Consider the following 19,821-nt stretch of genomic DNA (forward strand, 5'->3'; position numbering starts at 1 on the left):
CGACGAGGTGGCGACATGTCGATGTTCCGGCGCACGTCCGCGGAGTTTCTCGGCACCTTCTGGCTGGTCTTCGGCGGCTGCGGCAGCGCCGTCCTGGCCGCCACCTTTCCGGAGGTCGGGATCGGGCTGACCGGCGTGTCCCTGGCCTTCGGGCTGACGGTGCTGACCATGGCCTATTCGGTCGGCCACATCTCCGGCTGCCACCTGAACCCGGCGGTGACGGTGGGGCTGTGGGCCGGCGGGCGGTTCCCGGCCAAGGACATCCTGCCCTACGTCATCGCGCAGGTGGTCGGCGCCTTCCTGGCGGCGATGGTGCTGTACGTCGTCGCCAGCGGCAAGGCCGACTGGTCGCTGGCCGCCAAGGGGCTGGCCGCCAACGGGTACGGGGAGCATTCGCCGGGCGCGTACAACCTCACCTCCGGTCTGGTGGCCGAGGTGGTGCTGACCTTCATGTTCCTGATCGTCATTCTGGGCTCCACCGACCGGCGGGCGCCCGCGGGCTTCGCGCCGCTGGCCATCGGGCTGGCGCTGACGCTGATCCATCTCATCAGCATCCCGGTCACCAACACGTCGGTGAACCCGGCGCGCAGCACGGGGCCGGCGCTGGTGGTCGGCGGCTGGGCGCTGCAACAGCTCTGGGTCTTCTGGGTGGCGCCTCTGGTGGGCGGGGTGCTCGGCGGGCTGGCCTACCGCGCGCTGGCCGAGGAGATGCCGCCCAAGCCCGCCATCACCGGCGAGGCCCGCCCGTCCGCATGATGCCTGCCGCCTGAACCGTTTTCCTTCGGGTCCCTCCCGACTTTCGCGGACCGTGCCATTCCGGTGCGGTCCGTTTTTTGTGGGGATTTTCACCACAGAGGCACAGAGAGGCGTGGACGCGGAGGACCTCCGTGTCTCCGTGTCTCCGTGGTTCATCCCCGCCCGGCGGAAGGTCACGGCCTTGTCGCGGGAACTCCCTGTGCGTCAACGGTTATTATGGGCATCCGTTGACGCACAGGGAGTAGATCATGCGGCAGTTCGACCCCGATTCCAACCCGATGACCGACGAGGATTACGGGATCGTCCTCGGCCTGTTCATCGGCATTTACCTGGGGCTGCTGGCCGTCTCGCTGCTGCCCTGACCGGCTCTCGCCTTCCTCCAGTGGTCGGCCATGCGCTCCATGAGCTGGCGATAGCGGCGGTCGGACCGCATCATCCGGCGCACCGCCTTGCCGTTGCGCGGGTCGGCCAGCATCCATTCCTCCGCGGCCATCTGGTGCTCCGGGTGGATGGACAGCATGTAGATCGCCGCCTGCTCCGGCCCGGTGACGGCCTTTTCGTTCAGCCCTTCCAGGATCGCCCCGACATAGAGCGGCAGGACGTTGCGGAAGTCCTCCGGGCCTGTGCCGTCCTGGCTGCCGTGGGCGGCGAAGGCGTCGTCCGTAGCGCCCATCAGGGCTTGGCGTTCCCCCGCCGGCAGCGCGAAGAAGGCGTCCAGCCCCAGCAACAGGTCGCAGACGGTCTTCTTGCGGACCATCCAGTTCGCCCCGCCCGACACCCGGTCGGCCAGCGAGTGCAGGAAGGGGCGCAGCTTTTCCGGTGAGGTCTCGAAAACGGAGCGGGCGGGCTTCGCGATGGTTGCCATGCGTTTCGTCCCTTTTCCTCAGCCGGCCAGGGCGGCCAGCGTCTCGCGGTGGGTGCGGGCATCGCCCGCGGCGACCACGCGTCCGCTGGAGTTGGCGTCGAGCGGTTTGCCGTCCCAATCGGTCATCAGCCCGCCGGCCCCGGTCACCACCGGCACCAGAGCCGCGAAGTCGTAGAGCTTCAGCCCCGATTCGACCACGAGGTCGTAATAGCCCGCCGCCAGCAGGCCGTAGCTGTAGCAGTCCCCGCCATAGACGGACACCTTGGCCGCCCCCGCCACCCGGCGGAAGGCGTCCTGGTCCGAACCGGGGAACAGGTCGGGCGAGGTGGTGCCCAGCGTCGCCGCGGCCAGTCCCCCGGCGCAGGCGCGCACGCGGGCCGGCTGGCCGTTGAACAGGGTGGGGCGGCCCTCGACGCCCAGCCAGCGGTCGTTGACGATGGGCTGGTCGATGACACCCAGAACCGGGCGCCCGCGGTGCAGCAGGGCGATCAGCGTGCCGAAGATCGGACGCCCGGTGATGAAGGACTTGGTGCCGTCGATGGGGTCGATCACCCACACCCATTCGGCGTCCAGATTCCTCGTGCCGAACTCCTCGCCATAGATGCCGTCGTCCGGGCGTTCGGCCTCGATGATGGCGCGGATGGCCCGCTCCGCCTCGCGGTCGGCGATGGTGACGGGGGAGGAGTCGGCCTTGTCGTCCACCGCCACCGGCGTGCGGAAATACTGCCGGATGACCGGACCGGAGGCGTCGGCCAGACGCTCCGCCAGGGTCACCAGGGGGGTGGGGCAGGGTTCGGTCATGATCGCTCCGCCGGGTTGCGCGTGGTGGGAAAGGCCGCATCCTAATCGGGCGATGCTCCGCCGCAAACCGTCATTGCGAAGGGAGGGTTGCGCAGGACGCCGCTTCCCCGGCTTGCGGGGTTGTGGCAGCCTCTTCGCCATGCACGACCGCTCCCGACCCGACCGCCTGAACCCTGGCCGCCCGAACCCCGGCCGCCCGAACGCCTATGCCGGCATCCCGCTCGACCGCGCCGCCCTGCGCCGCAAGGACATGGACTGGCTGAAGGACGCCTGGACCTCGCCGCAGGCGTGCCTGCTGCCCGTGGCGAAATCGCGCAACTTCGTGACCGGCGACACCGACTCGGCCCGGGCGGTCAGCGTGCCCGCCGGGGGCGACTGGGGCGTGGAGCCCGTCTTCCTCGGCCTGCTGGACGGCGTGCCGCAGTTCACCGTGGACCTGACCGGTCTGGAGGCGCCGGAGGAGCATCCGGCGCTCGCCGGGCTGGGCCGCTTCGAGGACCTGCGCACCGTCGGCCCGCTGATGGAGGCGACGGAGGCGGGGCTGTGCGCCTACGCCCGCGGCATCACCTGGTGGAACGCCCGGCACCGCTTCTGCGGCGTCTGCGGCTCTGCGGCGGCGGGGGCGGAGGGCGGGCATGTGCGCGTCTGCACCAACCCGGATTGCGCCACCCACCATTTCCCACGCACCGATCCGGCGGTCATCATGCTGGTCCATGATGGGGCCGGGCGCATGGTGCTGGGCCGCAACTCCCGCTTTCCGCCGGGCATGCATTCGGTGCTGGCCGGCTTCGTCGAGCCGGGCGAAAGCCTGGAGGACAGCGTGAAGCGCGAGGTGATGGAGGAGGTGGGGCTGGAGGTGACGGACATCCGCTACCATTCGTCCCAGCCCTGGCCATTCCCGTCCTCTCTGATGCTGGGCTTCAGCGCGCGGGCGGTGAGCCTGGACATCCGGACGGATCAGGAGGAACTGGAGGAGGCGCGCTGGTTCGACCGCGCGTTCCTGCGGACCTTCACCCCCAGCGAAGACTTCCGCCTCGCCCGCCCCGACAGCATCGCCCGCCGCCTGATCGACGAGTGGATCGCCGAGGGGGAGTGAAGGCGTTGCATCGCGTGCCCCCTCCCTAACCCTCCCCTGCTCTCGGCGGACCGAAGGTCCGCCTGCCGCGTCAGCGCAAACCAAAGGTTTGCGCGAGAGCTTCGCAGGGGAGGAGATTAAGCTCCCTCTCCTGCGAAGCGGGGGAGGGAAGGGGCCCGCGGCGAAGCCGTGGGAAGGGTGGGGGCAAGCGCCCCTCTCCCGCCCCTCAATCCTCGCCGATGCGCTGGCTTTCCTGATGGCGGAAGGGGTTGGCGGGGTAGACGCCGAGGATCTTCACCTCGCCGGCACGGGCGAAGAAGGCCAGCTCCTCCAGCGCCAGACGCAGGGAACGCTCCTCCGGATGGCCCTCCACGTCGGCGTAGAACTGGGTCTGGGTGAAATGCCCGCCGACCATGTAGCTTTCCAGCTTCGTCATGTTGATGCCGTTGGTGGCGAAGCCGCCCAGCGCCTTGTAGAGGGCCGCCGGAACGCTGCGCACGCGGAAGACGAAGGTGGTGATGATCTTGCCGCCGGTCCCGTCCACGGGCAGCGGCGGGGTCTTCGGCTCGCGGGACAGGATCAGGAAGCGGGTGGTGTTGTGCTCCGCGTCCTCGATGCCGCCCTTCAGGATGTCCAGACCGTAGATCTCCGCCGCCAGGGACGAGGCGATGGCGGCGTGCTGCGGGTCGCCCAGCTTGGCGATCTCGGCGGCGGCCCCCGCCGTGTCGGCGTGGGAAATCGCCGTCAGCCCCAGTTCCCGCGTCATGTTGCGGCATTGGGACAGCGCCTGGATGTGGCTGCGCACGGTTTTCAGCCCGGCCAGCGTGGCGCCCTTCGGGGCCAGGAGCTGGTGGTTCACCCGCTGGAAATGCTCGCCGATGATGTGCAGGCCGCCTTCGGGCAGCAGATGGTGGTTGTCCGCCACGCGCCCGGCGATGGAGTTCTCCACCGGGATCATCGCCAGCGCCGCGCGCCCCTCGCGCACGGCGGCGAAGGCGTCATCGAACGTGGCGCAGGGCAGGGTCGTCATGTCCGGGAAGACCGTCCGGCAGGACAGGTCCGAATAGGCGCCGGGCAGGCCCTGGAAGGCGATCACGTTCGAGGTCGGCATCGGTGGGGCTTCTTCTTTTAAAGGGAGGCGCGCTTGGCGAGGATCGCGCGGGCGCGCTCCAGGTCGGCGGGAGTATCGACGCCGAGCGGAACCGCGTCAACGACGGCGGCGTCGATGCGCATCCCGAAGGCCAGCGCGCGGAGCTGCTCCAGCCGCTCCCGCTGCTCCAGCGCCGAGGGCGGCAGACGGACGTAGCGTTCCAGCGCGGCGCGGCGGTAAGCGTACAGCCCGATGTGGTGGAACAGCGGCCCGTCGCCCCAGGGGGCGGTGGCGCGGCTGAAATAGAGGGCGCGGCCCCGCCGGGCGCCGGGCGGCAGCTCCAGGACGGCCTTCACCACGTTGGGGTCGGTGCGCTCCTCCTCCCGCGTGATCTCCACCACCAGGGTGGCGATGTCCACCTGCGGGTCGGACAGCGGGGCGAAGGCCGCGCGCACCACGGCGGGCTCGATGGTCGGCAGGTCGCCCTGCACGTTCACCACCGCGTCGTATCTACCCTCCGGGTCGAGCAGGCCGACCGCCTCGAAGATGCGGTCGGAGCCCGAGGGATGGTCGGGCCGCGTCAGGACGGCGGTGCCGCCCGCGGCCTTCACCGCCGCGGCGATCTCCGGCTCGGCGCAGGCGACCACCACGGGGCCGATCTCCGCCTCCATGGCGCGGCGCCACACCTGCACGATCATCGGGACCCCGCCGATGTCGGCCAGCGGCTTCCCCGGCAGGCGGGTGGAGGCCATGCGGGCGGGAATCACCACGATTGGATTCGAAGGCGGCGGATTCGGCGTCGTCTGGACGTCTGCGTCGGCGTTCATGTCGGAACGGCCTCCTGTCGCGTCGGGAAGGTGGCGCGGGTGAACCATGGATCGCCCTTTCCGTCAAGCGGTGCGATGCCAACATTCAAGGCGCCAACATTCCTGTGGCAAGGGAGGGGGCCGAAGCGGTGACAAGCCGCCGCGGTCACGCTATCGTGCGGCGGAGAGAACCAGCCATTCCTGGCGGACGGACCCGGGGCACGACACAAAGGGGAATGAGACGTATGAGCATGGAGTGGAACAAGATATTCGGCGCCGTGCTGCTGGCGGGTCTGATCGCCATGCTGGCGGGCTTCGCCGCGGAAGTTCTGGTGCACCCGAAGTCGCTTGAGAAGCCCGCCTATGTGGTGGCGATGCCGGACGGCGCCGCTCCGGCACCCACCGGCGGTGCGGCCCCGTCCGGCCCCGGCGAGATCGCCCCGCTGCTCGCCAAGGCCGACGCCGCCGCCGGCCAGACCGCGGCGAAGGCCTGCGCCGCCTGCCACAGCTTCGACAAGGGCGGCCCGAACAAGGTCGGTCCGAACCTGTACGGCATCGTCGGCGCCGCTCACGGCCACATCGACGGCTTCGCCTACTCCGACGCCATCAAGGGCAAGGCCGGTCCCTGGAACTACGACGAACTGAACCACTTCCTCTACGACCCGAAGGCCTACGCGCCGGGCACCAAGATGACCTTCGCGGGCGTGAAGAAGGACCAGGACCGGGCGAACATCATCGCCTATCTGCGCTCGCTGTCCGACAGCCCGGCGCCGCTGCCGCAGTAAGGCGCTCCGGCCCCATCCGGGATCAGGAAAAGCCTCGCGTCCCGTCCGGACGCGGGGCTTTTTCGTTCAGCGTCAGACGGAAGGCCGGCAGATTGGCCTTGCATCCGGCGGCGCCATCGCCGATATAAGGCGCGGGAGGCTGGCGGCGGACGAGTCCCTCGCCAACCCGGTCAGGTCCGGAAGGAAGCAGCCGTAACGAGTTTCGGCTCGGGTCGTTCGTCCAGTCTCCCACCTTCCCATCCAATTCGTTCCCACCCAATTCGCTGTAGCGAATTGAAACGGCGACAGCCCCGCGCCGTGACGCTATCCTGCGCTCCGTCGTGAAGCCGATTACCGGGCCAGCCGCGTGACCGATACCACTGTTGCCGACATCTCCTCTTCCGTTTCCGGATCGTCCGGGGGCCTCGCCTACCGGGTTCTGGCGCGGAAATACCGCCCGAAGAGCTTTGCGGAGCTGATCGGGCAGGATGCGCTCGTCCGCACCCTGACCAACGCCATCAATTCCGGCCGCATCGCCCAGGCCTTCATGCTGACCGGCGTGCGCGGCGTGGGCAAGACGACGACCGCCCGAATCATCGCCCGCGCGCTGAACTGCACCGGGCCGGACGGCACCGGCGGGCCGACGGTGACGCCCTGCGGCGTCTGCGACAATTGCCGGGCCATCGCCGAGGACCGCCACGTCGACGTGATGGAGATGGACGCCGCCAGCCACACCGGCGTGGACGACATCCGCGAGATCATCGACGGCGTGCGCTACGCCCCCGTCTCGGCGCGCTACAAGCTCTACATCATCGACGAGGTCCACATGCTCTCCAAGAGCGCGTTCAACGCGCTTTTGAAGACGCTGGAGGAACCGCCGGCCCATGTGAAGTTCGTCTTCGCCACCACCGAGATCCGCAAGGTGCCGGTGACAGTGCTCTCGCGCTGCCAGCGCTTCGACCTGCGGCGCGTCGACGCCCAGGTGCTGAACGAGCATTTCACCCGAGTCACCGGGCTGGAGGGGGCGGGGATCGAGCCGGACGCCGCGGCCCTGATCGCGCGCGCCGCCGACGGGTCGGTGCGCGACGGGCTGTCGCTGCTCGATCAGGCCATCGCGCTGGCCGCCGGCACCGTCACCGCCCAGCAGGTGCGCGACATGCTGGGGCTGGCCGACCGCAGCAAGGTGATCGACCTGTTCGAGGCCGCCGTCTCGGCCAAGCCGGCGGAGGCCATGGACCTCCTGTCCGACCTGCACCGCGTCGGCGCCGATCCGGTGGTGATCCTCCAGGATCTTCTGGACCTCGTGCACAATCTGACGCGGCTGAAGGTCGTGCCGGACAGCGCCAACGATCCCGGCCTGCCGGAGGCGGAGCGCACGCGCGGCGCCGCCCTGTCCGCGAAGCTCGGCATGCCGGCGCTGACCCGCGCGTGGCAACTCCTGCTGAAGGGGCTGGGCGAGGTGCAGGCGGCCCCGGTGCCGCAGCAGGCGCTGGAGATGGTCATCGTGCGGCTGTCCTACGCCGCCGACCTGCCGACTCCGGGCGACCTGATCCGCCAGTTCCAGAATGTGCAGAACGGCGGCGGTTCCGGCCAGGGTGGCGGTTCGGCGCCGCGCGGCCCCGGCGGCGGGCCGGTGGCGGTGGGCGGTTCCGCCGTGCGCGCCGTCGCCCAGGCACAGCCGAGTTCTCAGCCAAGCACGCAGCCGTCTCCCCAGCCGGTGCAGACCGTGGCCGTGGCCGCCGCGGACGAGGAGCGCGTGGCGATGCCGCGCGACTTCCGCGCGCTGGTCCAGGTCTTCGCGGAGAAGCGCGAGGGCGCGCTCTACGGCCACCTGACCGGCAGCGTGCATCTGGTGCGCATGGAGCCGGGGCGGCTGGAACTGCGGCTGACGACGCTGGCACCGTCGACCCTGCCGAATCGCGTCGGCCAATTGTTGACGGAATGGACCGGCCAGCGCTGGGTCGTCATCGTGTCGGACGCGCCGGGCGAGCCGACGCTGATCCAGCAGGAGCAGGCCGCGCAGAAGCGCGCTCTGGAGGAGGCGGAGGCCCACCCGGTGGTGCGCGCCGTTCTGGACGCCTTTCCCGGCGCGAAGATCACCGATGTCCGCGACCTCAAGGCGGCGGTCGAGGCCGAGCCCCAGGTTGCGGATGACGGCGAGAATCCCGACCTTATGGTCATGCAGCAGGACGACGGGGTCTATTACCCGCTCGACGATGAAGGAGATTTCTGACCCATGAAGAACCTCGGCCAGATGATGAAGCAGGCCCAGCAGATGCAGGCCAAGATGCAGGAGATGCAGGCCCGCCTGGGCGAGGTCGAGATGACCGGCCAGTCGGGCGCCGGCATGGTCAACGTCACGGTCAACGGCAAGGGCGAGATGAAGAAGATCAAGCTCGACAAGTCGATCGTCGATCCGGAGGACATCGAGGTTCTGGAGGACCTGATCATCGCCGCCTTCAACGACGCCAAGGCCAAGGTGGAGCAGCACGTCGCCCAGGAGACCCAGAACCTGATGGGCGGGATGAAGCTGCCGCCGGGCATGAAGCTGCCGTTCTAAGCGTTGAAAGGCCGGGCCGAACCCATGGCCCGGCCACCCTTTGACAGACGATGCCGTGAATGATCGGACCTGAAATCGAGCGCCTGATCCAGCTCCTGTCCAAGCTGCCGGGGCTGGGGCCGCGGTCGGCGCGGCGGGCGGCGCTGCACCTGATGAAGCGCCGCGACAGTCTGCTGGTACCGCTGTCCGAATCCATGGCGCTCGCCGCGGAGGCCATCCGCAATTGTTCGGTCTGCGGCAATCTGGACAGCCGCGACCCCTGCTCCGTCTGCTCCGACCACAGCCGCGACCGCTCGACCATCTGCGTGGTGGAGGATGCCGGCGACCTGTGGGCGCTGGAGCGCACGCGCGCCTTCCGCGGCACCTACCATGTGCTGGGCGGCACGCTGTCGGCCTTGCAGGGGGTGGGGCCGGACGATCTGAACATTCCGTCCCTGGTGGAGCGCGCGAAGGACCCGGCGGTGACCGAGGTCATCCTGGCGCTGAACGCCACGGTGGACGGCCAGACCACCGCCCATGTGGTGACCGACCGCCTGTCCGGCAGCGGCGTGTCCGTGTCCCGTCTGGCCCACGGCGTGCCGGTGGGCGGGGAGTTGGATTATCTGGATGATGGAACGCTGACCGCGGCGCTGAAGGCGCGACGGCCTTTGTGAATTTTGTGGGGAGGGGTAGGCGTTGGGCCCCCTCCCAACCCTCCCCCACTTCGCGGGGGAGGGCTCAAATCCCCTCCCCTGCGAAGCGGGGGAGGGAAGGGGCCCGCGAAGCGGGAAGGGTGGGGGCCCGTCTCGACCACCCACCCCTAATGACCCTTCCTTACTTCTTCAGCGCGGCCACGCCCGGCAGGTCCTTGCCTTCCAGCCACTCCAGGAAGGCGCCGCCGGCGGCGGAGATGTAGGTGAACTTCTCTTCGACACCCGCGTGGGCCAGGGCCGCGACCGTGTCGCCGCCGCCGGCCACCGACAGCAGGCCGCCTTCCGACGTGCGCTCGGCCACGAGGCCGGCGACGGCGTTGGTGCCGGCGTCGAAGGGCTGGATTTCGAAGGCGCCCAGCGGGCCGTTCCACACCACGGTCTTCGCGCCCTGGAGCTTCAGCCCCAGGAACTCGACGGTCGCCGGGCCGACGTCCAGGGCCATCTCGTCGGCGCCGATGCCGTCCGCCGGAACGGCGCGGTGGGCCGCACCGGCCTTGAATTCCTTGGCGACGATGAAGTCCTTGGGCAGCAGCAGCTCGCAGTTGGACGCCTTGGCGGTCTCCATGATGGCGCGGGCCTGATCGGCCATGTCCTTCTCGCAAAGCGAGGCGCCGACATCCACGCCCTGGGCGTAGAGGAAGGTGTTCGCCATGCCGCCGCCCAGCGCCAGCATGTCCACCTTCTTCACGAGGTTGCCGAGCAGGTCCAGCTTGGTGGAGATCTTGGCGCCGCCGACCACGGCGGCCACCGGACGCTCCGGCTTCTCCAGCGCCTTGGTCAGCGCCTCGAGCTCGGCCTGCATCAGGCGGCCGGCGGCGGCGGGCAGATGCCGGGCGACGCCCTCGGTCGAGGCGTGGGCGCGGTGCGCGGCGGAGAAGGCGTCGTTGACGTAGAGGTCGCCCAGCTCGGCGATGCGCTTCGCAAAAGCCGGGTCGTTCTTCTCCTCTTCCGCGTGGAAGCGGGTGTTCTCCAGCAGCACGATGGCGCCCGGCTGCACGCCGTCGATGGCGGCCTTGGCCTTGTCGCCGACGCAATCCTCGCCGAAGGCGACGGTCTGGCCGACGGCGGCGCTCAGCGCGTCCAGCACGTTGCGCAGCGAGTTCTTGGCGTCCGGACCGTTCTTCGGACGGCCGAAATGCGACAGCACGACGACCTTGGCACCCTTCTTCGCCAGCTCGGTCAGGGTCGGCGCCAGACGGTCGATGCGGGTCGTGTCGGAAACCTTGCCGTCCTGCATCGGGACGTTCAGGTCGGCACGCACCAGCACCGTCTTGCCGTTCACGTCGAGGTCGTCGATGGTGTTGAACTCGGTCATGGCTGCTGTTTCCCACGGGTTGAACTTTTGCCGGGCAATCCAGCACAGGGGCGCCCGCTTTGCAACGGCCCGCGTGGGCGACCGGTTGCCCCATGCGGCGAAAAGACGGGGCTCTGGGCGGGCGGGGCCGTCGATCCCATGTCTATGTCCATGAACAGGATCGCCCCGCATCCCTCCTCCGCCCAGCCGACCCCGAAACTGGCTCCCCGGCTGGCTTACGCGGCCAGCCAGTCCGCCCGCGTCGCCTGGTTCCTGGGCCAGTACATGATGGCCGCGCGGATCGGGCGGCGCATCACCGGGCCGCCGCCCAAGGCGCCTTCCAAGGTGCCGGTGCCCGGCACCCGCGCGGTGCTGGAGGAGTTGGGCGCCCTGCTGGCCCGCGACCTCGCCAACATCGAGGCGGGATACTACCGCCTGCCGCACGACCTGCTGCCCGACCCGCGCCGGCTGCTGGCCGACGCCGCGGCCTTCTTCCGCGACGTGCCGGAGGTGTCGCGCCGCCGCCGCGATCGTGCCGCGGTGGAGGTGCGCGCCGCCCCGCCGCCCGGCAGCGGGGGCCTGCCCGCTTATTACCGCCAGAACTTCCATTACCAGACCGGCGGCTATCTGACGGAGGAGAGCGCCCGCCTCTACGACCATCAGGTGGAGGTGCTGTTCGGCGGCGGGGCCGACGCCATGCGCCGCCAAGTCCTGGTGCCGATCTTCAAGCATCTGAGAACGCGGCGCGGCGCGGATTGCCGCCTGCTCGACGTGGCCGCCGGGACGGGGCGGTTCCTGACCTTCGTGAAGGACAACCACCCGCGCCTGCCGGTCACCGCGCTCGACCTCTCCCCCGCCTATCTGCGGGAGGCGCGGCGCAACCTCGCCCCCTGGGGGGCGCAGCAGCGCGCTGGTGCAGGCGGCGGCGGAGGCGATCCCGCTGGCCGACGGGTCGCAGGACATCGTGACCTGCATCTACCTGTTCCACGAACTGCCGCCGAAGGTCCGCGCCCAGGCCGTGGCGGAGATGGCCCGCGTGCTGAAGCCCGGCGGCATCCTGGTCTTCATGGACAGCCTGCAATATGGCGACAACCCGATGATGGACGGGCTGATCGACCGCTTCCCGCAGTCCTTCCACGAGCCCTACTACGCCCATTACGCCCGCGACGACCTGCCCGCCCTGTTCGCCGCCGCCGGGTTGCGCGTGCGGGAAACGTCGCTGGCCTACATGTCCAAGCTCCTGGTGCTGGAGAGGGCGGGAGCCTGATCCGCCGGGTGCAACAAAAGCGTCATGGTTCTGTAACTTGACCGGGGCTGGGGCCTGTGCAAAACGGGAATCCACCGGAAATCACGGGGCACGAATGGTGGTCGAAGCGGAGTCCAACCGGGAAACCGAGCTGAAGCTGGCCGTCAGGGCCGAAGACATGGCGAAGCTCCGGTCCTGCCCGGCGGTCGCATCCCGCGCCAAGGGAAAAGCCGGCACCAAGACCCTGGAAAGCACCTATTACGACACCGCCGACCGGCGTCTGGCCGGGCGTCTGGTGACGTTGCGCGTGCGCAAGGTCGGCGACCGCCATCTCCAGACCGTGAAGGGCGCGCCGGAGCGCGGCGAGCTTGGCCGGGCGGAGTGGGAGCATCCCGTCTCCGGCCCGGCGCCCGACCTGTCGGCCATCGCGGCGCAGGAGGCGCTGGACCTGCTGGGCTCCGTCGGCGAGGCGGAGTTGCAGCCGCTCTTCACCACGGTCATCCAGCGCACCGTCCGCGTGGTGACGATGGGCGAGGGCGAAGCCGCCAGCCGAATCGAGGTCGCTTTCGACAGCGGCGAGATCCGCGCCCCGGACGGCACCGCCATCCCCGTGTCGGAGGTGGAACTGGAGCTTCTGGAGGGCTCCCCCGCCGCCCTCTACGATCTGGCGCTGGAATTGGCTCTGGCCGCACCCCTGCGCCTGGACCCGCGGACCAAGGCGGAGCGCGGCTACGCCCTGGCCGATGGGGCGCTCGCCGACGGGACGGCGGACAAGGTGATCAAGGCGGGCAAGCTGGAATTCGGTCCCGACACCACGGTGGAAGGCGCGTTGGCCCGCATCCTGCGGTCCTGCATCGGCCACATGATGGCGAACGAGGCCGTCACCCTGATCGGGCAGGACCCGGAGGGCGTCCATCAGATGCGCGTGGCGCTGCGCCGCCTGCGCTCGGCGCTCGCCCTGTTCAAGGATTTCATCCCCGCCGACTCCTACGCCTGGCTGGTGGGGGAGGTGAAGTGGCTGGGCGGCAGCCTCGGCCCGGCGCGCGATTGGGACGTCTTCCTGGCCGAACTGCTGGAGCCGGTGCGCGACGCCTTCCACCGCGCCGACGGCCACGGCAAGCCGCTGCAGGAGGACATCGACGCGCTCGCCGCCGCGGCGCGCGCCCGGCGCGACCGTGCCTACGAGGGGGTGCGGGAGGCGATCCGGTCCGACCGCTACACCACCTTCCTGCTGAAATTCGGTGCCTGGGTCGAGTCGCGGGGCTGGCGCGACCAGCCGGTCAGCGAGCATTCCGCCCGCCTGTTCGACCCGGTGGAGGGCTTGGCCGATCATCTGCTGTCGCGCCGCGCCAAGAAGGCCCGCCGCGCTGGCCACGGCTTTGCCCACCTGTCGGTGACCGAGCGGCACGAACTGCGCATCACCTTGAAGAAGCTGCGCTATGCGGCGGAATTCTTCCGCAGCCTCTACGACGACAAGCCGGCGCGCCGCTACATCCAGGAGTTGTCGGCCTTCCAGGACGCGCTGGGCCACCTGAACGACGTGGCGACGGCGACCCGCCTGCTGCACGAGCTGCACGACGACGGCAGCCGCTCCGAGCCGGGCGAGCCGCGCGCCGCCGGCATCGTCATCGGCTGGCACGCCCGCGGCGTGACGGACTCCGAACCGGCGCTGCTCGGCCTGTGGGACGGGTTCGCCGACGCGAAAGCCTTCTGGTCAAAACCCGACCGGGAGGGGTAACCTCTCCGGCCATGCGGACCATCCTCGTCGCCAACATCAAGGGCGGGTGCGGCAAGACCACCATCGCCACCCACCTCGCCGCGGCCTGCGCCGCCGCGGGGCACAGAACGGCCCTGGCCGACGTGGACCGCCAGCGCTCCTCGCTCGGCTGGCTGGCGCGCCGTCCGGCGACGGCCCCCGCCCTGCTGGGGCTGGACTGGGCCAAGGACCTGTCCGACGCGCCGAAGGGCATCCAGCGCCTCGTCATCGACGCGCCCGCCGCGCTGAAGACGAGGCAGATCGAGGATCTGGTGCGGATGGCCGACGTCGTGGTCCTGCCGGTGCTGCCCAGCGCCTTCGACGAGCAGGCCACGCAGCGCTTCCTCGGCAAGCTGGAGGAGCTGAAGTCCATCGCCAAGAACCGCAAGTCGGTGGCGGTGGTCGGCAACCGCCTGCGCGCCCGCACCAAGGCGGCGGACCGGCTGGACCAGTTCCTGGGCGGGGTCGGGCACAGCGTGGTGACCCGGCTGCGCGACAGCCAGATCTACGCGGACGCCGCGGCCTCCGGCCTCAGCCTGTTCGACCTGACCGGCAAGCGCGCCGCGGAGCACCGGGCCGATTGGGAGCCGCTGCTGGCCTACATCGAGACGGTGTGAGCCGGCAGCCCAAACCGGCGTCGTGAATTCCCGCGGAGCTTCGCTTCAGACCCGCGCCACGAGGAACAGCCGCTTGAAGGGGAACAGCGTGCCGCCGTCCGGGCGCCGGGGATAGGCGGTGTCCAGCCGGGCGCGGTAGGCCGCCAGGAAGGCGTCCAGTTCCGCGCCCGCCAGCGTGTCCAGGACGGGGAGCAGCGTGGTGCCGCGCGTCCATTGCAGGACCGGGTCGTCGCCCTCCAGAACCTGGAGATACTCCGTCTCCCAGATGTCCAGGCGGCGGGTGAGCGGAGCGAGCCAGCCGTAATAGCTGTCCGGAGCGTGCACCGGGGCGGTGCGCAGGACCGGCGCCAGCCGCTCTGCCCAGGGGCCGTCCGCCGCCGTCTCGTAGAGCAGCCGGTGCGAGGGCGCCTCGAAGTTGCGGGGCATCTGCACCGCCAGCACCCCGCCGGGGGTCAAACACCCCAGAAGTTCGGGAAACAGCCGCTCGTGCCCGTCCAGCCAGTGCAGGGCGGCGTTGGAGATCAGCAGATCGACGGGGCGGTCGGGCCGCCAGACGCGCAGGTCGGCCTGCTGCCAGCGCACACGGGACGGTGTGGCCCGTGCCCGCTCCAGCATGGCGGGGGAGTTGTCCACCCCCAGCACGTCGGCGTCCGGCCAGCGGTCGGCCAGCAGGCGGGCGAGGTGCCCGGCGCCGCAGCCGAGATCCACCACCGTCCGCGGGGTCAGGGAGGGCAGGGCCGCCACGAGGTGGTGGGCCGGGCGGCGGCGCCAGGAGTCGAACAGCGCGTAGTGTTCAGGGTCCCACGGCATGCCCGGCCTCTTTCCTTTTGTAGCGCTGGCCCTCTCGTACCGCCGGCCCGCTCAGTCGTGGCCGCGCTGGCGGGCGATCCGGTCGTCCATGCGGTCGTAATGCTTGGTGACCATATAGAAGATCGCCACGACGCAGCCGATGGCCAGCAGCCAGCCGCCGTAATAGAACGCCTCGTCCGCCGCACGCGACGCCGCCAGCAGCCCAAGGAACGCCATGAAGCCCAGGACACCCCCGGTGATCCACTTGCCCGTGCCTTCCAAAATCCCGTCCCCTTCCTTTGCTGCCGGTCCCGCGCGGGGCGTCTGCCCGGCGGATGGCCGGCGGGTTTGACCGTAGCGCGAATTCTGGTGGAGCGGGCGGCGGAAATCAATCCGGCATGGGCGGGGCCGTTGCCGGAATCGCGGTTTCCGTGACCGTCCCGGCGGCGACCGTCCCGGCGGGAAGCTCCAGAGCGAAGACGGTCCCCGCCGCGGTGCTCTCCACCAGCCGCAGGTCCCCGCCATGGGCGCGCAGCACCTCCCGCGCGATGGCGAGGCCCAGCCCGATGCCGCCCGCCCGCGCGGAACCGGCGAAGGGCTGGAACAGGTTGTCCCGCGCCCGCGGCGGCAGGCCCGGCCCGTCGTCGGCGACCAGCAGGACCAGCCCCCCGCCGGGCCGCGTCTGCGCCGTCACCGTCAGGGCGCCCGCCCCCGCCTGCACCGCGTTCCGTCCCAGATTGACCAGCGCGCGGGAAAGCTGCGCCGCGTCGGCGCGGACGGTCATCCCCTCCGGCACGCGGTTGTCCCAGCGCAGCTCCGCCCGTTCCCCATCCGGGCGCAGCGTGTCCGGGCGCAGGGCGGCGAGCGCCGCGGCCCCGGCCTCCTCCACCAGCGGGCGCAGCGCCAGCTCGTCCCGCGCCAGGGGCAGCACGCCGTCGCGGGTGTAGGCCATGGTCTGGCCGCACAGCTCCACCGCCCGGTCGATGGAGGCCATGAGCCGCGGCGTGACCCGCCGCACCTCCGGATCGGCGCTCTCGGCCAGCCGTTCGGACAGCAGGGCGGCGGTGGACAGGATGGCGCGCAGGTCGTGGTTGATCTTGGCGACCGCGGTGCCCAGCGCGGCCAGCCGCTCCCGCTGGCGCAACGCGGTGCGGACGGTGGTCTGCATGTCGGCCAGCTCGCGCTCCGCCACGCCGATCTCGTCGGTGCGGGCGCTGGGCTGGAAGGGCGGGGTGCCGTCCGGGTCGCGGCGGATGGCGACCAGCCCCTCCGTCAGGCGGCGCATGGGCCGCACCAGCAGCCGGGCCAGCGAGACGAAGACCAGCACCGCCGCGATCAGCGAGATCGCCACCGACAGCGCCAGGATGCGCCACGAGAAGTCGGCCATGGCCTGGATCATCGGCCGCTCGTCCATCACCATGTCGACCTGGAAGGCGGGGTCCTTGGGCGACGGGCCGATGACCCGGATCACCCGGTCGCGCCGCTGGGCCAGCGCCATGAAGGCGTCGCCGATCAGCCGGGGCGCCATGGCGGTGCGCAGGTCGAAGACGGCGTCCACCGCCGGCGGCATGGAGCGCGAAAGCATGTAGACGCGGCTGTCGGGCCGGATCAGCTCCACCGCGTGGGCGCCGACATGGGCCAGCAGCTCGTTCTGAAGCTCCATCGCCACCATCATGTCCGGGGTTGCCTCCACCGACAGGGCGGCGAGATGGGCCGCGGCCAGCCGCTCCTCCAGATAGGTCAGGCGGTAGCGCGCGATGGACGGCGTGTAGATCAGCACCTCCGCCAGCAGGACGAACAGCACGGTCAGCACCAGCAGCTTGGCCGACAGGCTTCGCGTCACGGAGGGCAGGGGCATGGGCATGGGCGGGAGCGGGGGCGTCCGGAGGGCGGAAAAGGCCGGAGGATAGGGCAGGAGCGGGCATCGGACCAGATGCCGTGCGCTCCCCACTGGCGCCCTGCGCGCAAGGTTGGTAGTAGAACTGCATGAGCGACCTTGCCCGTCACATCGACTCCCTGTCCCGCGCCAGCGTGCTGTGCGTCGGCGACGTCATGCTCGACCGCTTCATCTACGGGTCGGTCGACCGCGTGTCCCCCGAAGCGCCGATCCCCGTCCTGCGGATCGAGCGCGAGACGGCCATGCTCGGCGGCGCCGGGAACGTGGCCGCCAACGTCATGGCGCTGGGCGCCGGCTGCCGCTTCGTGTCGGTGGTGGGGGAGGACGCGGCGGGGTTGGAACTGGTCCGCCTCGTGGCGAAGGAAACCGGCGACGGCGGCGGCCTGATCGCCGAGCCGGGGCGCCAGACCACGGTGAAGACCCGCTTCATCGCCGGGCGCCAGCAGCTTCTGCGCGCCGACGCCGAGACCATCGCCGCCGTGGAGTCGGACGAGGAGGTGATGGTCGCCGCCCGCACCGGCATGCTGACGGTGGGCGCGGTGATCCTGTCCGATTACGGCAAGGGCGTGCTGACCGACGGTCTGGTGGCGCAGCTCATCCAGGCGGCGCGGGAGGCCGGGCTGCCGGTGGTGGTCGATCCCAAGGGCGACGATTTCGGGCGCTACCGCGGGGCCAGCGTCATCACCCCCAACCGCAAGGAGCTGATCCAGGCCACCGGCATGCCCGCCGACAGCGACGCGGAGGTGGAGGCCGCCTGCCGCTTCCTGCTGGAGACCTGCGGCATCGACGCGGTGGTCGCCACGCGCAGCGAGCGCGGCATGTCCGTGGTGACGCGCGACGGCGCCACCCATCTTCCGGCCAACGCGCGGGAGGTCTTCGACGTGTCGGGCGCCGGCGACACGGTGGTGGCGACCCTGACCTCCGCCCTGTCGGTGGGGGTGGACCTGACCGACGCGGCGCGGCTCGCCAATCTGGCCGCGGGGATCGTGGTGGGGAAGGTCGGCACCGCCGTCGTCCGCGCGCCGGAGCTGCTGTCCGCCCTGCACGAGCAGGAATGGCGCAGCGGCGAGGAGAAGGTGGCCGCGCTGGAGCAGGCCGTGGAGCGGGCGGAGCGCTGGCGCGCCCGCGGCAAGCGGGTGGGCTTCACCAACGGCTGCTTCGACCTGCTGCACCCCGGCCACATCTCGCTGCTGAACCAGGCCAAGGCCGCCTGCGACGTGCTGGTGGTCGGGCTGAACAGCGACGCCTCGGTGAAGCGGCTGAAGGGCGAGACGCGCCCGGTGCAGAACGAGACGGCGCGGGCGACGGTGCTCGCCTCGCTGGCCTGCGTCGATCTGGTGGTGGTCTTCGGGGAGGACACGCCGGAACAACTGATCCACGCCCTGCGCCCCGACGTGCTGGTGAAGGGGGCGGACTACACCATCGCCACGGTGGTGGGAGCCGATTTCGTGCAGAGCTACGGTGGAAAGGTCGTGCTGGCCGACCTCGTGGACGGCCAGAGCACGACCAACACCATCAAGCGCATGCAGCGCTGAAGGACGCGGCGCCGAAACCCCGGAGCGGTAACTCCGGGGCGTCCGCGCCCGCCTTACATCTTCTTCTGGACGCTGTCCGACGACCGCTCCATGGCGCGGCCGCCGGCCTGCACGTCCTCGCCCATGCCCTCGACGGTGTTGCAGGCGGCGAGGCTGGTGGTCAGTGCGGCACCCAGGGCGGCGAAAAGAACGAGCTTCTTCAGGCTACGCATGGCATTTTCCTCTGTGAGGTCGGAAGCAATCGGCTGAAAAACGCGAGAAACCCGTCAAAGGTTTCCAAAGCCTCGCCGTGCGGAAGGACAGTCTCCGCACTCAAACGGATAAGGGGAGAAGGCGCTCATGTTCGACGGATTCACCCGCCGCCGCATCGCCACCGACGGCGCCGAGATCCACACGCTGGTCGGCGGCGAAGGGCCTCCTCTCCTACTGCTTCATGGCTTTCCGCAGTGTCACGCCATGTGGAGCCGGGTCGCGCCGCGGCTGGCGGAACGCTTCACCGTCGTGCTGACCGACCTGCGGGGGTATGGCCAATCGTCGAAGCCGCCGGGCGACCCCGCGCACGAGACGTACTGCAAACGCACCAACGGGCGCGATCAGGTGGCGGTGATGGCCGCGCTGGGGTTCGACCGCTTCCGGCTGGCCGGGCACGACCGCGGCGCGCGGGTGGCGCACCGGCTGGTTCTGGACCATCCCGACCGGGTGGAGCGCGCGGCCTTCCTGGACGTGGTGCCGACGCTGGAGGTCTTCGCCCGCATCGACCAGCGCATGGCGACCGCCTATTACCACTGGTTCTTCCTGATCCAGCCGAACAATCTCGCGGAGCGGCTGATCGGCGCCGATCCCGATTTCTATCTGAGCCAAGTGCTCGGCTCCATCGGCAGCACCGCCGACATCTTCGAGGCGGAGGCGATGGACGCCTACCGCACCGCCTTCCGCGATCCCGCCACCGTCCACGCCATGTGCGAGGATTACCGCGCCGCCGCGGGCATCGACCTGGAGCACGACCGGGCGGACCGGGCGGCGGGCCGCAAGGTGGACGGACCCGCCCTGTTCCTTTGGGGCCGCAACAGCGCGGTCGGGCGCCTCTACGACGATCCGCTGGGAATCTGGCGCGGCTACGCCCCGTCCATCCGGGGCCGGGAGATGCCCGCCGGCCACTTCATCCCCGAGGAGGCGCCGGAGGAGACGGCGCAGGCGCTGCTGGACTTCTTCGCGGAATGATCCTCACGCCGCGCGCCGCGGAACCGTCCCTTTGCCGAGGCCCGGAGCGCCGCTCCG

General features: G+C 70.5%; 21 protein-coding genes and 1 other RNA gene. 12 read left to right on the plus strand and 10 right to left on the minus strand.

The window, feature by feature from the left end:
* The first annotated feature begins 15 nt into the window (after positions 1-15).
* Entirely contained in the window at positions 16-756 is a 741-nt protein-coding gene (gene aqpZ / locus DS843_RS09115) for an aquaporin Z (protein WP_149468567.1), read from the plus strand.
* Positions 757-1,081: 325 nt separating this feature from the next.
* Here the strand turns inward: aqpZ and DS843_RS09120 are convergent, their stop codons facing one another.
* Both DS843_RS09120 and hisN read right to left on the minus strand, forming a co-directional pair.
* Complete coding sequence (locus tag DS843_RS09120; protein ID WP_149468568.1) at positions 1,082-1,621, minus strand: hypothetical protein; 540 nt, start codon at positions 1,619-1,621, stop codon at positions 1,082-1,084.
* A gap of 18 nt (positions 1,622-1,639) precedes the next feature.
* Positions 1,640-2,422 carry a histidinol-phosphatase gene (hisN, locus tag DS843_RS09125; protein WP_149468569.1) on the minus strand — a complete coding sequence of 261 codons (783 nt, stop codon included), beginning with the start codon at positions 2,420-2,422 and terminating at the stop codon, positions 1,640-1,642.
* Between the two features lie 139 nt (positions 2,423-2,561).
* Here hisN and nudC point away from each other — a divergent pair, with 139 nt between their 5' ends.
* Positions 2,562-3,518 carry an NAD(+) diphosphatase gene (gene nudC / locus DS843_RS09130; RefSeq protein ID WP_149468570.1) on the plus strand — a complete coding sequence of 319 codons (957 nt, stop codon included), beginning with the start codon at positions 2,562-2,564 and terminating at the stop codon, positions 3,516-3,518.
* 205 nt (positions 3,519-3,723) lie between these two features.
* On the opposite strand, the gene DS843_RS09135 is transcribed toward nudC, so the two are convergent.
* Positions 3,724-4,608, minus strand: coding sequence for a prephenate dehydratase (locus tag DS843_RS09135; RefSeq protein ID WP_149468571.1), 885 nt, complete (start codon positions 4,606-4,608; stop codon positions 3,724-3,726).
* Positions 4,609-4,625: 17 nt separating this feature from the next.
* Positions 4,626-5,414 carry a 3-deoxy-manno-octulosonate cytidylyltransferase gene (locus DS843_RS09140; protein ID WP_149468572.1) on the minus strand — a complete coding sequence of 263 codons (789 nt, stop codon included), beginning with the start codon at positions 5,412-5,414 and terminating at the stop codon, positions 4,626-4,628.
* A gap of 224 nt (positions 5,415-5,638) precedes the next feature.
* Here DS843_RS09140 and DS843_RS09145 point away from each other — a divergent pair, with 224 nt between their 5' ends.
* From DS843_RS09145 to recR, 5 genes are all read left to right on the plus strand, one after another.
* Positions 5,639-6,178 (plus strand): c-type cytochrome, encoded by a 540-nt coding sequence (locus tag DS843_RS09145; protein ID WP_149468573.1) that lies wholly within the window; start codon positions 5,639-5,641, stop codon positions 6,176-6,178.
* Positions 6,179-6,312: 134 nt separating this feature from the next.
* An RNA gene (gene ffs, locus DS843_RS09150) (signal recognition particle sRNA small type) lies at positions 6,313-6,410 on the plus strand.
* Between the two features lie 114 nt (positions 6,411-6,524).
* On the plus strand, positions 6,525-8,390 hold the full coding sequence (locus DS843_RS09155) for a DNA polymerase III subunit gamma/tau (RefSeq protein WP_149468574.1): 1,866 nt from the start codon (positions 6,525-6,527) through the stop codon (positions 8,388-8,390).
* Positions 8,391-8,393: 3 nt separating this feature from the next.
* Complete coding sequence (locus tag DS843_RS09160; RefSeq protein ID WP_149468575.1) at positions 8,394-8,717, plus strand: YbaB/EbfC family nucleoid-associated protein; 324 nt, start codon at positions 8,394-8,396, stop codon at positions 8,715-8,717.
* Positions 8,718-8,776: 59 nt separating this feature from the next.
* A complete protein-coding gene (gene recR / locus DS843_RS09165) occupies positions 8,777-9,370 on the plus strand; it encodes a recombination mediator RecR (protein ID WP_094301833.1) in 594 nt (197 codons plus the stop codon).
* Positions 9,371-9,530: 160 nt separating this feature from the next.
* Here the strand turns inward: recR and DS843_RS09170 are convergent, their stop codons facing one another.
* Positions 9,531-10,724 (minus strand): phosphoglycerate kinase, encoded by a 1,194-nt coding sequence (locus tag DS843_RS09170; protein ID WP_149468576.1) that lies wholly within the window; start codon positions 10,722-10,724, stop codon positions 9,531-9,533.
* A gap of 215 nt (positions 10,725-10,939) precedes the next feature.
* Complete coding sequence (locus tag DS843_RS31535) at positions 10,940-11,119, minus strand: hypothetical protein (RefSeq protein WP_208852208.1); 180 nt, start codon at positions 11,117-11,119, stop codon at positions 10,940-10,942.
* Between the two features lie 497 nt (positions 11,120-11,616).
* Here DS843_RS31535 and DS843_RS31540 point away from each other — a divergent pair, with 497 nt between their 5' ends.
* The 3 genes from DS843_RS31540 (at position 11,617) to DS843_RS09185 (ending at position 14,322) form a co-directional block, all read left to right on the plus strand.
* Positions 11,617-11,970 (plus strand): class I SAM-dependent methyltransferase, encoded by a 354-nt coding sequence (locus DS843_RS31540; protein ID WP_208852209.1) that lies wholly within the window; start codon positions 11,617-11,619, stop codon positions 11,968-11,970.
* Between the two features lie 94 nt (positions 11,971-12,064).
* Entirely contained in the window at positions 12,065-13,687 is a 1,623-nt protein-coding gene (locus DS843_RS09180; RefSeq protein ID WP_149468577.1) for a CYTH and CHAD domain-containing protein, read from the plus strand.
* An 11-nt stretch (positions 13,688-13,698) separates the two neighbouring features.
* Positions 13,699-14,322 carry a ParA family protein gene (locus DS843_RS09185; RefSeq protein WP_149468578.1) on the plus strand — a complete coding sequence of 208 codons (624 nt, stop codon included), beginning with the start codon at positions 13,699-13,701 and terminating at the stop codon, positions 14,320-14,322.
* Between the two features lie 45 nt (positions 14,323-14,367).
* Here the strand turns inward: DS843_RS09185 and DS843_RS09190 are convergent, their stop codons facing one another.
* The 3 genes from DS843_RS09190 to DS843_RS09200 form a co-directional block, all read right to left on the minus strand.
* A complete protein-coding gene (locus tag DS843_RS09190; protein ID WP_149468579.1) occupies positions 14,368-15,132 on the minus strand; it encodes a methyltransferase domain-containing protein in 765 nt (254 codons plus the stop codon).
* A gap of 51 nt (positions 15,133-15,183) precedes the next feature.
* Positions 15,184-15,348 (minus strand): hypothetical protein, encoded by a 165-nt coding sequence (locus tag DS843_RS09195; RefSeq protein ID WP_167525247.1) that lies wholly within the window; start codon positions 15,346-15,348, stop codon positions 15,184-15,186.
* A gap of 151 nt (positions 15,349-15,499) precedes the next feature.
* Complete coding sequence (locus tag DS843_RS09200; RefSeq protein ID WP_286192018.1) at positions 15,500-16,969, minus strand: sensor histidine kinase; 1,470 nt, start codon at positions 16,967-16,969, stop codon at positions 15,500-15,502.
* 128 nt (positions 16,970-17,097) lie between these two features.
* Here DS843_RS09200 and rfaE1 point away from each other — a divergent pair, with 128 nt between their 5' ends.
* Positions 17,098-18,543, plus strand: a complete 1,446-nt coding sequence (gene rfaE1, locus DS843_RS09205) for a D-glycero-beta-D-manno-heptose-7-phosphate kinase (protein WP_149468581.1) — start codon at positions 17,098-17,100, stop codon at positions 18,541-18,543.
* Between the two features lie 53 nt (positions 18,544-18,596).
* Here the strand turns inward: rfaE1 and DS843_RS09210 are convergent, their stop codons facing one another.
* Positions 18,597-18,755, minus strand: a complete 159-nt coding sequence (locus DS843_RS09210; RefSeq protein ID WP_014239424.1) for an entericidin A/B family lipoprotein — start codon at positions 18,753-18,755, stop codon at positions 18,597-18,599.
* Positions 18,756-18,882: 127 nt separating this feature from the next.
* Here DS843_RS09210 and DS843_RS09215 point away from each other — a divergent pair, with 127 nt between their 5' ends.
* Positions 18,883-19,764 (plus strand): alpha/beta fold hydrolase, encoded by an 882-nt coding sequence (locus DS843_RS09215; RefSeq protein ID WP_149468582.1) that lies wholly within the window; start codon positions 18,883-18,885, stop codon positions 19,762-19,764.
* Positions 19,765-19,821: the final 57 nt, after the last annotated feature.

Origin of the sequence: Roseomonas genomospecies 6, assembly GCF_008365375.1 — a bacterium.
Taxonomy (GTDB): Bacteria; Pseudomonadota; Alphaproteobacteria; order Azospirillales; family Azospirillaceae; genus Azospirillum.